Source organism: Pseudomonas sp. D4-21, from assembly GCF_051132125.1.
Taxonomy (GTDB): Bacteria; Pseudomonadota; Gammaproteobacteria; order Pseudomonadales; family Pseudomonadaceae; genus Aquipseudomonas.
Genome location: NZ_CP071664.1, coordinates 2,033,009 through 2,047,876, shown reverse-complemented (window position 1 = coordinate 2,047,876; position 14,868 = coordinate 2,033,009). Strand labels below are relative to the sequence as shown.

General features: G+C 61.0%; 14 protein-coding genes. 6 read left to right on the top strand and 8 right to left on the bottom strand.

The features are described from left to right. Window positions 1-20: 20 nt before the first annotated feature. Genes J3Q04_RS09280 through J3Q04_RS09265 form a run of 4 tightly spaced genes read left to right on the top strand, consistent with a single transcriptional unit; the run spans window position 21 to window position 4,549 of the window. A complete protein-coding gene (locus J3Q04_RS09280) occupies window positions 21-1,916 on the top strand; it encodes a hypothetical protein (RefSeq protein WP_434606702.1) in 1,896 nt (631 codons plus the stop codon). Next, the gene (locus J3Q04_RS09275; RefSeq protein ID WP_420765786.1) at window positions 1,913-2,602 is read left to right on the top strand and encodes an N-acetyltransferase; all 690 of its coding nucleotides are present in this window, start codon (window positions 1,913-1,915) and stop codon (window positions 2,600-2,602) included. Before J3Q04_RS09280 ends, J3Q04_RS09275 begins: the two co-directional genes overlap by 4 nt. Before the next feature lie 5 nt (window positions 2,603-2,607). Next, a complete protein-coding gene (locus J3Q04_RS09270; RefSeq protein WP_434606705.1) occupies window positions 2,608-3,783 on the top strand; it encodes a GNAT family N-acetyltransferase in 1,176 nt (391 codons plus the stop codon). Further along, entirely contained in the window at window positions 3,755-4,549 is a 795-nt protein-coding gene (locus J3Q04_RS09265; protein ID WP_434606708.1) for a ChbG/HpnK family deacetylase, read from the top strand. The genes J3Q04_RS09270 and J3Q04_RS09265 overlap by 29 nt, the downstream gene beginning before the upstream one ends. A gap of 49 nt (window positions 4,550-4,598) precedes the next feature. Here J3Q04_RS09265 and J3Q04_RS09260 read toward each other — a convergent pair whose 3' ends face one another. Next, window positions 4,599-5,141, bottom strand: coding sequence for a hypothetical protein (locus J3Q04_RS09260; RefSeq protein ID WP_434606710.1), 543 nt, complete (start codon window positions 5,139-5,141; stop codon window positions 4,599-4,601). A gap of 94 nt (window positions 5,142-5,235) precedes the next feature. Continuing rightward, on the bottom strand, window positions 5,236-5,463 hold the full coding sequence (locus J3Q04_RS09255; protein WP_420765782.1) for a hypothetical protein: 228 nt from the start codon (window positions 5,461-5,463) through the stop codon (window positions 5,236-5,238). Between the two features lie 186 nt (window positions 5,464-5,649). Between J3Q04_RS09255 and J3Q04_RS09250 the strand changes: the two genes are divergently transcribed. Then, complete coding sequence (locus J3Q04_RS09250; RefSeq protein ID WP_434559717.1) at window positions 5,650-6,588, top strand: alpha/beta hydrolase; 939 nt, start codon at window positions 5,650-5,652, stop codon at window positions 6,586-6,588. A 91-nt stretch (window positions 6,589-6,679) separates the two neighbouring features. Here J3Q04_RS09250 and J3Q04_RS09245 read toward each other — a convergent pair whose 3' ends face one another. Genes J3Q04_RS09245 through J3Q04_RS09220 form a run of 6 tightly spaced genes read right to left on the bottom strand, consistent with a single transcriptional unit; the run spans window position 6,680 to window position 12,625 of the window. Further along, window positions 6,680-8,422 (bottom strand): ABC transporter substrate-binding protein, encoded by a 1,743-nt coding sequence (locus tag J3Q04_RS09245; RefSeq protein ID WP_420765776.1) that lies wholly within the window; start codon window positions 8,420-8,422, stop codon window positions 6,680-6,682. A gap of 42 nt (window positions 8,423-8,464) precedes the next feature. Next, complete coding sequence (locus tag J3Q04_RS09240) at window positions 8,465-8,737, bottom strand: DUF2160 domain-containing protein (RefSeq protein WP_030142071.1); 273 nt, start codon at window positions 8,735-8,737, stop codon at window positions 8,465-8,467. A 10-nt stretch (window positions 8,738-8,747) separates the two neighbouring features. Beyond that, window positions 8,748-9,548 carry a carbohydrate ABC transporter permease gene (locus J3Q04_RS09235; protein WP_420765775.1) on the bottom strand — a complete coding sequence of 267 codons (801 nt, stop codon included), beginning with the start codon at window positions 9,546-9,548 and terminating at the stop codon, window positions 8,748-8,750. A gap of 10 nt (window positions 9,549-9,558) precedes the next feature. After that, complete coding sequence (locus tag J3Q04_RS09230; RefSeq protein WP_420765774.1) at window positions 9,559-10,425, bottom strand: carbohydrate ABC transporter permease; 867 nt, start codon at window positions 10,423-10,425, stop codon at window positions 9,559-9,561. Then, window positions 10,422-11,531, bottom strand: a complete 1,110-nt coding sequence (locus tag J3Q04_RS09225) for an ABC transporter ATP-binding protein (RefSeq protein ID WP_420765773.1) — start codon at window positions 11,529-11,531, stop codon at window positions 10,422-10,424. Before J3Q04_RS09225 ends, J3Q04_RS09230 begins: the two co-directional genes overlap by 4 nt. Beyond that, the gene (locus J3Q04_RS09220) at window positions 11,531-12,625 is read right to left on the bottom strand and encodes an ABC transporter ATP-binding protein (RefSeq protein ID WP_420765772.1); all 1,095 of its coding nucleotides are present in this window, start codon (window positions 12,623-12,625) and stop codon (window positions 11,531-11,533) included. Before J3Q04_RS09220 ends, J3Q04_RS09225 begins: the two co-directional genes overlap by 1 nt. A gap of 360 nt (window positions 12,626-12,985) precedes the next feature. Between J3Q04_RS09220 and J3Q04_RS09215 the strand changes: the two genes are divergently transcribed. Beyond that, entirely contained in the window at window positions 12,986-14,842 is a 1,857-nt protein-coding gene (locus tag J3Q04_RS09215) for a sigma-54-dependent Fis family transcriptional regulator (protein WP_434606715.1), read from the top strand. Window positions 14,843-14,868: the final 26 nt, after the last annotated feature.

The following is a 14,868-nucleotide window of genomic DNA, read 5'->3' as shown; positions in this document are numbered from 1 at the left end:
CCTCGGCCCATGGCGCGTCCATGCACTGGACCAACATCCGCGACGGCAGCCTGTATCTGCAAACCGATCGCCCGGACCAAGTGACCGTCCGCTGGGTTCCGGCCTGGCAGGCCGAGGCCAATACCGAACACCTGTATCTGCTCAACGGCCAAGGCCGGTTAGTGGGTGAGCGCCTGGTCAAGGCTGCCCAAGTGCGCGGCGAGCAGCAATGGCCGCTGTTGCCCGGGGCGGCCAGCTATCGGTTGGAGATCCCCGGCTACAGTTTCCGGCGCTATACGGTCGAACACGATGCCCGCACCCGCGCGCTGTTCGCCCCGGCCAAAGTGCACTTCAGCTCGGAAACACACGATGGTGATGAGCTTTATTTCAAAGTCGCAGCCGGTGAACAGGCTGTGCTGGCCGGCAAATTCCACGGCGGCGTGCGTGCGCTGCAAGCCCGGCGCGTTGCCGATGGCAAGCAGGTGCAACTGAACCTCAAGCCCTACCGGGCCTATTGGCAATTCGACACAGTGGCCCTGCCGGTGGCGGACGCGGACCAGGTCTGGCGCCTGCATCTGCAAGGCAACGGCAAGGCAGCGTTCTGGCTGGACGGCACCGCCAACCTGTTCGCCCAGGACCCGGCGCAACTGCAGCCGCTGCGCCAGGATCCGGGGCGAACCCACCTGACGCTTCACGCCGATGTACTCGGCACGACTCCAAAGCTGGGGATGTCCCTGCCCTACGTACTGCCTCCGCCCTCCAGCTACGCCGTGCTCGATGCGCTCAACCCCCGGGCGGCCAGCTATTACAGCCTCGTCGATGTCACGGCGGCCAAGGCCGATCATGAGGACGCGTTTCGACGTCTGTACCAGGATCGCTTTGGCATCACCCAAGACATCACTCTGCTCGCTGGCAGCCAGCGCAGGGCCGATCTGCAAGCCGACCGGACCAGCGGCAACGGCCTGCAAGCCTGGCTCGAATCGACCCGCGCCCTGGGCGGCAAAGGCATCCACTATCTCAGCTTTGCCGATGAGCCGAACCTCAACTATCCCGACTTCGACAGTTTCCAGCAGGTGTTCCAAAGCCTGTCCGCCCAGGTCCGCGCCAACCCTGCCAACAGCCGCGCCGGCGTCCGCATCGCCATACCGGCCAGTTCGCGGTTCACCAACGGTCCATTGGCCGAGAACGCCGCAGACAAACGTGGCATCGACTGGGCACGACGGCTGCTGGAAACATCGAGCGCCCAGATCGACGCCCTGGCCTGGCATGAATGGATGATCCGCGACCTGCTGGCGACCCGCGTCTATCGCAACAGTGTTCGTCGGGCCGCCAACCTGGTGGGACTGGACAACCAGGGCCGGCCGCGCAAAGCCTTGCTGCTGGACCAGACCAATATGTCCAGCGGATCAAGCCTCAGCCCTTACGACCAGGAAACCCATTACGCCGCCCTGTGGTGGACGTCGGTGGCCATCAACGCCTCGGCCGACGGCTGGCTGGACATGCTCAACTGGTTCATGTCCGCCGACGAACCGGAGTACCCCAAGGGCATGGTGCGGATACTGGACAACCAACGCTTCGAGCTCAAGCCGGTGGGGTTGGTCCAGCAATTCATCCAACAGCATTGGCTCGGCCAGGTGCTGCGCATGGACAACGATGCGTTTGAGGTCGATGCACTGGCCATGGCCAACGGCCTGGAGCGCAGCCTGCTTGGCGTGAACAAAAGCGTCCGGGCCCATCAAGTCAGCCTCGACGGCATGACCTGTCCGCAGCCCGGCGCTGCCCTGGTTTATTTCGGCCCGGACAACATCAGCCGCAACGTTCCATTCGAATGCAAAGCCGGCCAACTCGGTTTCCTTTTGCCAGGTGAAACCGTCTTCGCCCTGAGCTGGACGGCCTCTGTTTTTCCTCAACCCGCCACCCGTCAGGAGGCACCATGAAAGCTCTGCAAAAATTGCGCGACCGCATTCAGAAAAAAGGCTTGCGCTCGGTTATCAAACTGCTGGTACGCCGCTTCGTGTTCTTCCATTCGCGACTGGTATGGCTCGAACACGATGTAAGGATCCCGCTCAAACCGCATAACCTGCGGCCCTACCCACCGGTGCGCCGCGAGTTCATCACCGTCAGCAATGCCGATGCCTTCGCCACGCATTTCGGCGACCGTGTCGAAACCATGCGCGAGTTGGCAGCCGAAGGCTATACAGGGTTCATGTACCTGGATGACAAGGGCAACACCGTGGGGTTTGCCTGGGCGAGCACGCGAGACTATTTCGATCGCCATTTCTATCGCTGCTGGTTTCCGGTCAAGCCCGGTGAATACTTTCAGTTCGGTGGCGAGATGACCCGTGCCTACTGGGGTTCGCAGCTGTCGGCGGATGTCCAGGCCGACGTTTGGAAAGTCATGGCTGACCAGGGTTGCAACAAGATGGTCGATGTCTGCGACCTGGAAAACACCCCGGCGATCAAGATGCATATACGCATGGAGTTCGTGGAGCGTGGGCAGATCACCCATGTGTACTGCCTGTTTGGACGCTTTCGGTTTTTCCGCGATACGTTCTACACCGGCTCGGTACTGGACGCCTTCCGTAAACCGGCTCGGCCGGTTGCATCGACTGCGACGGCTTGATGCTCATGGCGATCCGGTTCCAATGGTATGGCTCTCTGAGCGCGGCGGATTTCCCTGTAACGGCTTTTGAACAGCTGCGCGCACAGGTGACCGACGCAACGCCGTTCAACACCTTGGCCTGGCTGCAAGCATCGGAGTTCGCGCTGTTGCCCGACCAGCAGTTGCATGTTCTGCTGGGCTGGCAGGACCAGGACCTGCTGCTGTGCCTGCCATTGATCAGCGGACAGGAGCGTGTCGGCGGCCTGCGGTTCCGGGTCTTGCATCACCTGGGTTACCCCTTGGCCGACCGTATCGCCTTACTGGCGCGCCTGGACGCCGACGGCATGGGCCAGGCGCTGACGCAGATCCGCCAGTATTTACCGCATGCGCTGCTGCAATTGAACGAAGTGGTCGAGCCGGTGGGCGAGCAAAGCGTGCTCAGTGCATGGATGGCGATGAGCTCCACCGGGGAGCGGCGGCTCAGTTGCCGGGTTCCGGTGCACTTGATCAGTGCCAGCGATCACCAGGAAATTTCCGGCGACCCACGCTACAAGTTGCGCCGGGCGCGCAAGCGAATCGCCGCGTGTGGTGCACAGATTCGCCGCATCACGCCGGACGCCATCGGCATGGGGCCGCTGCTGCGGACCCTTGCCGAGGTGGAGGCCGCCAGCTGGAAAGGCGAGGAAGGCGTCGGCATCTTCGCCGACCCCAGGCGTCGGCAATGGATGAACCATGCCTTCACCGCCCTCGCCGCCCAAGGCCTGGTGCGGGTGGTGACGCTGGAGCTGAACGGCGAATGCATCAGCTATCGCCTGGGCCTGTTGGATCAAGGGCGACTATATGACTACAACCTGGCGTTCCTGCCACAGCACGCCGACCTGGGCAGCGGCCGCGTATTACTCGAGGAATGGATTCGCTGGGGGCTGGACGACAACTGGCGGTGGATCGACGCTTCACGGGTCAGCCTGGAAAATTCGAGCCATCAACTGCACGAACGCATGACCGGACAACTGGAACATTGGCGTTGGAGTTTCTATTCCTGGCAGCCCGATGGCCTGCTCATGGGATTCGCCTTGCGGCTATGGAAAAGCCTGAAGCCTTGGCTAGGCAAGCGCCGGGCCAGACCGACCGCGACGACGGCCTCGTCCTCTTCCAAGCGCCAGGAAAACACACATGCCTCGCCAAGTGATCATCAACGCTGACGATTTCGGACTCAGCCTCAGTGAAAACGAACTGATCCTGCGGGCGTTCGAAGCAGGCGTCATCAGCTCCGCCACCGCCATGGCCAACATGCCGGCCTTCGACCAGGCCTGTGAACTGTCCCGGCACCCGTTGCTTGAAGGACGCATCGGGTTGCATTTCAATCTCAGCTACGGACCGCCACTAAGCCAGGCAATCAGGGCGCGACGGAGGTTTTGCAATGCCAACGGCGAATTCGACCTCAACCTGTCACGCTACTGCCTGCACTTGGGAGCGGCCGATCTGGCAGCAGTGCAAGCAGAACTTCAGGCGCAATGGCAGCATTGCCTGGACCGCGGCCTGCGCCCCAGCCACCTGGACTCGCATCAACACGTGCATAACATCTGGCCCGTCGGAGAACTGGTGGCACGCTTCGCAGCGCGACAAGGCGTGCCTATGCGCCTAGCACGCAACCTCGGCCCCAACCTGAGCGTGCCCAAGCGCATCTTCAAGACGCTGCTCAACCATCGTCTGCGCCAGCTCTGCGGCGCAACCGCCGATTACGTCTGCACCCCGGCGGACCTGCACCACGCCGCACCGCCGGTCCATGGCTCGCTGGAAGTGATTGTCCATCCACTGGAACTGGACGGGGATTTTGGCGATGCCAGCCTGGCGCCTGGCAATTCATTGACCCAAGTGCTTCAGCGGCGCCTGGCGGGGGTGCCAAAGGTCGGGTATGGCGGGAATGGCCGCAGGTTGGCGCTGGTTGAATTTGGGGATGTGCACTGAAGGGGCACGTGGCGAGGGAGTTTGCTCCCTCGCCACGGAGGGGCGTGTGTCAGTGGTGCAGGCTTGCCCGCGCCAGCGAGGCGCGGCGATCGATGGCTTCGCGCAGTCGACGTTTTTGCTCCTCCCATACGTCGGCGTCGACCCGGGCCGAACGCATCAATGCGAGCATCGCTTGCTTGGCGTTGACGTATTCAGCCCATGCATCCCGAGCCTTGAGCCGGAGTCGTTCTTCATCGCTCATGTCCATGCGCCGCAGGGCCAAAGCGCATTCGTCCTTGATCAAGGGGCCCAGGGTCGTCTGGATCTTGTGCGGTGCCTTGAAACCTGCCGTACCGGCGACGATTTCCCGCGCCCGGCCCAAGCCCCACTCCAACGCCTGGCACAGCGGCTCGCGCATGCTCCGGTCATGGAATTGTTCGACCCAAACGGCGCCGTTCGGACGATAGACACAGACGAAGACCTGCGTGACGGACTGGTGATTGATCCTCGCCTGGACCTCGACATGGGTGCCGTCGTCGAGGATTTCTTCATGGTTGCGGCCCGGCAGCCGACTGTTCACCCAAAGCCAATACTGTGCGCTTCTACGTCGCATCCCGTCGCCCTCCCCTAAGGAACAGGCAGTAAGGCACACGGGTGGAGTAATTTCCAGTTGCGCAAAGCGCCCTCCGGACGAATGACAGGCTTGCCTAGCGGTCGAGCTTTTTCTCCACTTGAGCCACCTCGTCCTGCAGTTTTTCGGCATCCTGCTCGTGGCTTTTGATCGACTTGGGCGTGATGGTCTTATCCACCTTGTCGGTCGCCGGATCGGGGTGGTGAACGTCGCGCTCCACCACTGGCACCGGGGCGCCGGTGGCATCCTTGGCGGGTGCATGATTGTCGGCTTGGGTTTGTCCTTTGGAATGTTCGTTCGTCATGGCGTCGTCCTCGGTAAGGATGGATATTGAGTTTCGAGTGGGACGAAACGGCGAGAGTTCGATCGGCTTGCACTCGCCCTCCCAAGACAGAGCGAGGCATCCAGTGGCAAGTTGTCCGAAACTCCTGCGCGCCCCTGCGCGAATCTGCTAAAAGGCAACTTCTGTTACCCGTAGCGAATCGCATCGATGCCTTCTTTATTCTCTCGTCTCAAACAGCGCTGGCTGGCCTGGTCGTTCATGGTCGCGATAGTGGCCGGTCTGCCGGTGGGCTGTGCAGTGTTGCAACACAAGGAGCGCGAGCTGGTGTTTCGCATCGAGCCGGGGACGGCGAGCTGGTTCAGTGGCCTTCCCAGCGGTGTGCAGGAATTCGATCTCAAGCCCAAGCAGCTCAGGGCCGGGGAAAACATTCACGGCTGGTGGTGGCCGGCCGAACGCAAGGACGCGCCGGCCATCCTGTACCTGCACGGCGTGCGCTGGAACCTGACGGGCCAGTTGTTTCGCATCCAGCAGCTGAGGGCCTTGGGCTATTCGGTGCTGGCGATCGATTACCGTGGCTTCGGCAAAAGCCAGGGCGACCTGCCATCGGAATCCAGTGTCTACGAGGACGCGCGAATCGCCTGGGAGCGCCTCGAAACGCTGCAACCGGACCCGGCCTTGCGGCTGATCTACGGTCATTCACTGGGCGGTGCCGTCGCGGTTGATCTCGCTGCGGATCTGGCTCAGAAAGCCGCGAGCAGTGGCAGCGCCGTACCGGCCAGGGGCCTGGTGATCGAATCCACGTTTACGTCGTTGGGTGATGTCGCCACTGCGATGGCGGACACATCCTTGCCGGTGCGCTGGTTGCTGTCGCAGAAGTTCGATTCCATCGACAAGATCGGCCAGATCAACATGCCGCTGCTGATTGTCCACGGTGCCGCCGACCGCTACGTACCGCCGCGTTTCAGCGAGCAGTTGTTCAACGCCGCCCGTGAACCCAAGCGTTTGCTGTTGGTGCCAGGAGCCACGCACAACAACAGCATGAGCCTGGCGGGCCGCACGTATCGCCAAGCGCTGGATGCGTTGATGAAACCCCAGCCAACACCGGTGGCCAAACACGCTCAAGCAAGCGCCGCCAAGGCGGGTTGATGCGCAAATCCCACGGGGGATTGGTTTTGAGTTCAAACTCGCGAAAAAAAAACGGCACCTTTCGGTGCCGTTTTTTCATTGCCGTGCAACGTTATTTACGCGCCGCTTCCCACGATTTCAGCAGCTCGGTGTAGCTCACGGTTTCACCTTTAGGCTTCTCGTTCGCCAGTTTCGGCTTCGGTGCGCCCGGCTGATCGAACCAGTATTGCGCGTCGCGCTCAGGGTTCATCTTAGGTGCGCAGGTGGCTTGAGCCTTGGAGCGTTCCAGACGCGTCATGATGGCGTCCTGGTCCTTGGCCAAGCCATCGAGGGCTTGTTGCGGAGTTTTCTCGCCGCTGGCCGCTTCGGCGATGTGGCTCCACCACAACTGCGCCAGGCGTGGGTAGTCCGGCACGTTGGTCCCGGTCGGCGACCATTGCACGCGGGCCGGGCTGCGGTAGAACTCCACCAGGCCACCGAGCTTCGGCGCCAGGTCGGTCATCGCTTGGGAGTTGATGTCCGATTCGCGAATCGGCGTCAGGCCAACGATCGTCTTTTTCAGCGACACGGTCTTGGAGGTTACGAACTGTGCGTAGAGCCAGGCCGCGAGGCGCTGTTTCTCAGGCGTGGACTTCATGAACGTCCAGGAACCCACGTCCTGATAGCCCAGCTTCATGCCCTCTTCCCAATACGGACCGCGTGGCGAAGGCGCCATGCGCCATTTCGGCGTGCCGTCGGCGTTCACCACCGGCAGACCCGGCTTGGTCATGTCGGCGGTGAAAGCGGTGTACCAGAAAATCTGCTGGGCGATGTTGCCCTGGGACGGCACCGGGCCGGATTCGGAGAAGGTCATGCCCGCCGCTTCCGGTGGCGCGTACTTCTTCATCCAGTCCACGTACTTGGTGGTGGCGAACACGGCCGCGGGGCCGTTGGTGTCCCCGCCACGGGTCACGCTGGAGCCCACTGGATGGCAGTCCTCGACGCGGATACCCCACTCGTCCACTGGCAAACCGTTGGGCAGGCCCTTGTCGCCGCCGCCGGCCATGGAGAACCAGGCATCGGTGAAGCGCCAGCCCAGGGACGGGTCTTTCTTGCCGTAGTCCATGTGGCCGTAGACGCGCTTGCCGTCGATCTCCTTGACGTCCTCGGAGAAGAACTTGGCGATGTCTTCATAAGCCGACCAGTTCACTGGCACACCCAGCTCGTAGCCGTACTTTTCCTTGAACTTGGCCTTCAGGTCCGCACGCTCGAACCAGTCGGCGCGGAACCAGTACAGGTTGGCGAACTGCTGGTCCGGCAGTTGATAGACCTTGCCGTCCGGCGCGGTGGTGAAGGAAATGCCGATGAAGTCCTTCAGGTCCAAGGTTGGCGAAGTGAAATTCTTGCCTTCGTTGGCCATCAGGTCGGTGATCGACTCGGTCTTGCCGTAGCGAAAGTGCGTACCGATCAGGTCCGAGTCGTTGACCCAGCCGTCATAGATATTCTTGTCCGACTGCATCTGGGTCTGCAGCTTCTCCACCACGTCGCCTTCCTGCAGCAGGTCGTGGGTCAGCTGGATCCCGGTGATTTCGTTGAAGGCCTTGGCCAGCACCTTGGATTCATACTCGTGGGTGGCGATGGTTTCCGACACCACGTTGATTTTCATCCCGCGAAACGGCTCGGCCGCCTTGATGAACCACTTCAACTCTTCGAGCTGCTGCTCGGCTGTCAGCGTCGACGGCTTGAATTCACTGCCGATCCATTTTTTAGCGGCGTCTTCATAGGCGTCGGCCCAGGCCGTAGCGCTCAGCCCGCTGAGTGCCAGCGCGGCTGCCAATGAAACGCTATGTCGCAGCTTATTGTTTTTATCGAACATAGAGACCTCCTGTTTGGGTTTAAGAGCCTGATCGTCGAGCGACTAGCCCCACCGCATCACTGCCAACAGCCACACCAAAGACAACGCGAACGCTATCCAGATGCTCCAGTCAGTGGCGCCGATCACCAGCAGATGCAGGTAGGCGCTACCGAGAAGACCGATAAACAACCGATCACCACGGGTGGTGGCAATCGGCAGGAAACCACGCCGAGGGATACTCGGCGAACGCAGTTCCCAAGTGGTCATGCCTATCAACAACAAGGCGATGACACCAAAAAACGCCGCCGTCGGGACGGTCCAGTTCATCCATTCCATCATCGACTCCTCAGACCCGGCCCAGGGCAAAGCCCTTGGCCACGTGGTTGCGAACGAACCAGATCACCAGCATGCCCGGCAGGATGGTCAACACCCCCGCCGCCGCCAGCACGCCCCAGTCGATACCCGACGCCGACACCGTGCGCGTCATGACCGCCGCGATCGGCTTGGCATTGACCGAGGTGAGCGTGCGCGCGAGCAACAGTTCGACCCAGGAAAACATGAAGCAGAAAAACGCCGTGACACCGATGCCGGAGCCGATCAACGGGATGAAGATCTTGACGAAGAACTTGGGGAAACTGTAGCCGTCAATGTAGGCGGTCTCGTCAATTTCTTTTGGCACCCCGGACATGAACCCTTCGAGGATCCACACCGCCAGCGGCACGTTGAACAAGCAGTGAGCCAGGGCAACGGCGATGTGGGTGTCGAACAGGCCGATGGACGAATACAGCTGGAAGAACGGCAACAGGAACACCGCCGGTGGCGCCATGCGGTTGGTCAGCAGCCAGAAGAACAGGTGCTTGTCCCCCAGGAACCGATAGCGGGAAAACGCATAGGCCGCCGGCAACGCAACGCCCAGGGAAATCACCGTGTTCAGGCTCACGTAGTACAGCGAGTTGAGGTAACCGGTGTACCAGCTCGGATCGGTGAAGATCACCTTGTAGTTCTGGAAGGTGAAATCCTGCGGCCACAGGGACAGGCCGCCGAGGATCTCGGTGTTGCTCTTGAACGACATGTTCAGCAGCCAGTAGATGGGCACCAGCAGGAACAGGATGTAGATCAGCAGTGGAATCAGCTTTCTCTTGCTCATTTTGCGGGCCTCAACGGTTGGCGTCGGCGTGCGTCATGGCGGTATAGAACAGCCAGGACACCAACAGAATGATCAGGAAGTACACCAGGGAAAACGCCGCCGCCGGGCCCAGGTCGAATTGACCGATGGCCATCTGCGTCAGGGTCTGGCTGAGGAACGTGGTAGCGTTGCCCGGCCCGCCGCCGGTGAGGACGAACGGCTCGGTGTAGATCATGAAGCTGTCCATGAAGCGCAGCATCACGGCGATCAGCAGCACGCTTTTCATCTTCGGCAGCTGGATGTGCCGGAACACCGCCCAGTTGGACGCCCGGTCGATCCGTGCCGCCTGATAATAGACGTCGGGAATTGCCCGTAGCCCCGAATAGCACAGCAGCGCCACCAGCGACGTCCAGTGCCAGACGTCCATCACCAACACGGTGACCCAGGCATCCATGGTGTTGGCCGCGTAGTTATAGTTAATGCCCAGCCCATTGAGCGTGGAGCCCAGCAAGCCGATGTCGGCGCGGCCGAAAATCTGCCAGATGGTGCCGACCACGTTCCACGGAATCAGCAGCGGAATCGCCAGGATGATCAGCACCAGGGACGACCACTTGCCTTTGGTCGGCATGGTCAGGGCAATGGCGATACCCAGGGGAATTTCAATCAGCAGCACGCACGCCGAGTAGATGAACTGGCGCAACAGCGAATCGTGCAGCCGTGGATCGAGCAGCACCTGCTTGTACCAGTCGGCGCCGACGAAATATCGGCTGGACTGGTCGAAGATGTCCTGCACCGAATAGTTGACCACGGTCATCATCGGGATCACGGCACTGAAGGCCACCAGCAGGAACACCGGCAACACCAGCCACCAGGCCTTGTTGTTCTGCACCTTGTTCATGGCTGCACCTCGCCCACCGGTTCAAGCAAATATTCATCGGCATAGACCATCAGCCATTGGCCCGGAAAACTGATGTACGCCGTGCCTTCCGGCACCGGCTTGTCTTCGGCCAGGCGCACTTTCAGCGGAGCGCCATCGAGGTTGAGGGTCAGGATCTTGTAGGTGCCCAGGTCTTCGACGTGGACCACGTCAGCGCGCATCGCGTCGTCGTAAGGGCCATCCCAAACGTGGACGAACTCCGGACGGATGCCGACCTTCAGGCTTTTGCCCTCGGCTTCGGCGACACGCCGTTGCAAGGTTTGCGACAGGGGCAAATGGGTCGACCCGAAGCCAACGCCACCGGGCTGCGCCGTGACCTCTATCAGGTTCATTCCCGGGCTGCCGATGAAGTAGCCGACGAAGGTGTGGCTCGGGCGCTCGAACAAGTCCCGGGGTGTGCCGAACTGCACGATCTGCCCGCCGTACATTACGGCGATCTTGTCGGCAAACGTCGAGGCCTCCAACTGATCGTGGGTGACGTAGACCATAGTGATGTTGAACTGCTCGTGGATCTGCTTGAGCTTGCGCCGAAGTTTCCATTTCAGGTGCGGGTCGATCACCGTCAACGGCTCGTCGAACAGAATCGCCGACACATCGTCGCGCACCAACCCACGGCCCATGGAGACTTTCTGTTTCTCGTCGGCGGTGAGGTTGCGGGCCTTTTTATCCAGTAGATTCTGCAGGTCCAGGACCTCGGCGATTTCCTGCACCTTGGTGTGGATCCGCGCCTCGGCCATGCCCTGGTTGCGCAGCGGGAATGCCAGGTTGTCGAACACCGTCATGGTGTCGTAGACCACCGGGAACTGGAACACCTGGGCGATGTTGCGCCGCTCCGGGGACAGTTCGTTGACGACTTTGCTGTCGAACATCACTTGCCCTTCGGAAGGGCTGAGCAAGCCGGAAATGATGTTGAGCAAGGTGGACTTGCCGCAGCCCGAAGGCCCGAGCAGCGCATAGGCACCGCCCTGCTCCCAGATGTGGTTCATCTCGCGGATCGCGTAGTCCTCGGGGCTCGCCGGGGTGCTGGTGTAGCTGTGGGCGAGGTTCTGCAAACGAATTTCGGCCATCAGGCAACCCTCGCAATACGCTGACCCGGGGCTTGGACCAGCTTGCCCTCGGCGTCGAAGACAAACAGTTTGTGGGTCGGAATGTAGATGCGGATCGGCGCGTCCACGTCGTATTCATGCACCCCCGGCAAATGCAGCACCAGCAGGAAATGTTCGTTGCGCACGTGCAGGAATGTCTCCGAGCCGCTGATCTCGGCCACCTCGACGGTCACCGCCAGTTCAAGGTCATCGTCGTTGCTCGGCACCAGGGAAATATGGCTGGGGCGCACGCCGAAACGGAACTCGCCCTCGCCCACCGGGCGCAGGTCGACGTTCAGCGGGAAATGCACGAAATTGGCGAAGCTGACCTCATTGCCGGCGATACGCCCCGGCATGAGGTTGATCGGTGGTTCGGAAAACAGTTCGGCGGCCAGCACGGTTTGTGGCTGGTGATAGACCGAAGAAGACTTGCCGCTCTGGATCACCCGGCCTTCGTGAAGAATGGTGGTGGTGCCGCCCAAGGCCAGCGCTTCGTTAGGCTCGGTGGTGGCGTAGACGGCGATGGTATGACGGGCCTCGAACAGCTCGCGCATTTCCTGGCGCAGCTCTTCGCGCAACTTGTAGTCCAGGTTCACCAGCGGCTCGTCGAACAGGATCAACTCGGCGTCCTTGACCAGGGCCCGCGCCATGGCCGTGCGCTGCTGCTGGCCTCCGGACAATTCCAGAGGATGGCGCTTGAGGAATTTCTCGATCCGCAGCATTTTCGCGGTTTCCAGGACCTTGCCCTGGATGATCTCCTCGGCCACGCCTGCCTGGCGCAACGGCGAGGCGATATTTTCGAAAACGGTCATGGTCGGGTAATTGATGAACTGCTGGTAGACCATCGACACGTTGCGCAACCGCACCGGGCGCTGGGTGACGTCAACGCCGTTCATCAGGATGCGGCCGCTGTCGGGCTTGTCCAGCCCGGCCATCAAGCGCATGAGGCTGGTCTTGCCGGACAGCGTGCGGCCCAGCAAAACGTTGAAGGATCCGGGTTCGAAATTCAGATTGGCATCGTCGATCCAGGTCTGGCCTTCGACGGTGCGACAGATGTGCTCAAGCTTTAATGACATGGCTCGGCCTTTTTATTATTTGGAGTCAAGCGACCCAAGTAAGAAAGCGAAAGCCGTGCCAGAAATCATAAATCACTGATAAAGCTGGTATTTCGTTTGATCCACTGAAAAAAGACGTTCACTGATGAACACAAGTGAACAACCATGAATGAACAACTGAACAACCAGTCGGTTGACAATGAACAATTTTGAACAACACTCAATGAACGCTTTCGGCTAGCCTGCCATGCCCTTGTGGGAGCGAGCTTGCTCGCTCCCACAAGGGCCGAACACCTATGTGGTGTTTTGGGCCTGCCCCAGCACAAGGACTCTGTGCGAGACTTGCCACAACAATAAAAACAGCACCTGCGAGAGTGCCCCATGGCCGCACCTGCTCCTGCCTTGTCCCACGAGGCCATCATCCAGGCTTCCTGGTCCCGTTGCCGTGCCTTTGGCCTGAACCACCAGAGCGTGCCCGCGTTCGACCAACTGCCGGCCGAAGGTATTGCCCAGTTGTTGGAGAGCCAGCATTCACTGGTGCAGACCACTCACCAGGAAGTGCTGCCGTACTACGAGAACATCCTGAGCAACTCCAATTGCCTGATCATGCTGGCCGATAATCAAGGACAGGTCCTGACGTCCTGGGGCACCCAGCGCTTCATCGAACCGAAACTGGCCCATGGCTTCAGCGCCGGGGCGAGCTGGATGGAGCGCTGCACCGGGACCAACGCGATCGGCACAGCATTGGCCTGCGAGCAGGCCGTTCACATTGAACACGATGAACACTTCCTCAAGGCCAACCGGTTCATGACCGGCTCCGCCGCCCCGATCTTCGATGCCGAGCGCAAGGTCATCGCCGTGCTGGACGTCTCCAGCGACAGCTACCTGCCGCCCTCCCATACCCTGGGCATGGTCAAGATGATGAGCCAGACCGTGGAAAATCGGCTGATCCTCAACCTGTTTCGCGGTGAACATTTCCAGCTGACGTTCAACACCGGCCTGAACAACCTCGACAGCCAATGGGCCGGGCTGCTGATCTTCGATGAAAGCGGCCAAGTGCTCTCGGCCAACCGCCGCGCCGACAACCTGTTGGGCCTAAGCCTGTCGCGGGTGAGTATTGAAAGCCTGTTCAAGGTCTCGCTGATGGAATTGCTGAACCAGCCCGACGGCCTGCCGTTCGCCTTGCAGGCCTCCGGACGCAATCGGTTCCAGTGCGTGCTCAGGCGACCGAAACAGGTTTCGGTCAAGCCGCGCATCTTCGCCGAACCGACGCCCTCGCCCACGCCCACGCCAGCACCGGCCAATACCGGCATCAGCCTCAACTCGCTGCACTTCGGCGACAGCCGCGTGGAAAAAGCCGTGCGGCAGGCCGAGCGTTTGCTGGAAAAAGATATTCCGCTGCTGATCCACGGCGAGACCGGTGTCGGCAAGGAAGTGTTCGTCAAGGCTCTGCACCAGGCCAGCTCGCGCTGCCAACAGCCGTTCATTGCGGTCAACTGCGCGGCCATTCCAGCGGAGCTGGTGGAATCGGAACTGTTCGGGTATGAAAAAGGCGCCTTCACCGGCGCCAACCAAAAAGGCAGCATCGGCCTGATCCGCAAAGCGGATCGCGGCACGTTGTTCCTCGACGAGATCGGTGACATGCCCCTGCCGACCCAGGCCAGGCTGTTGCGGGTCCTGCAGGAACGTTGCGTGCAACCGGTGGGCAGCGCCGAGCTGTTCCCGGTGGACATTCGCATCATCTCCGCCACCAACCGTTCGTTGCGTGAACAGGTGCAACTGGGGCGTTTTCGTGAGGACCTGTACTACCGCATCGGCGGCCTGACCCTCGAACTGCCGCCCCTGCGCGAACGCAGCGACAAGCAGGCGCTGTTCAAACGCCTTTGGGAACATCACCGCGAACCGACCCAATGGGCCGGCCTGAGCCGTGAAGTGACGGATTTATTCGAGCGGCATCCTTGGCCCGGCAACCTGCGGCAAGTCAGCAGCGTGCTGCAAGTCGCCTTGGCGATGGCCGAGGAACAACCGATCCGCCCAGAGCACCTGCCCGACGATTTTTTTGTCGACCTGGACATGGAGCCGGTGGAAACGCCCGAACCACTTACGGTGGACCTCAACGATGCTGAAGACTTGAACCGCCAGTTGCAGGCCGTGGGCGGGAATATTTCGCATCTGGCGAGACGGCTGGGAGTCAGCCGCAATACCTTGTACAAACGCCTGCGGCAGCTGGAAAGCTGATACAAATCCTGTGGGAGCAAGCTCAC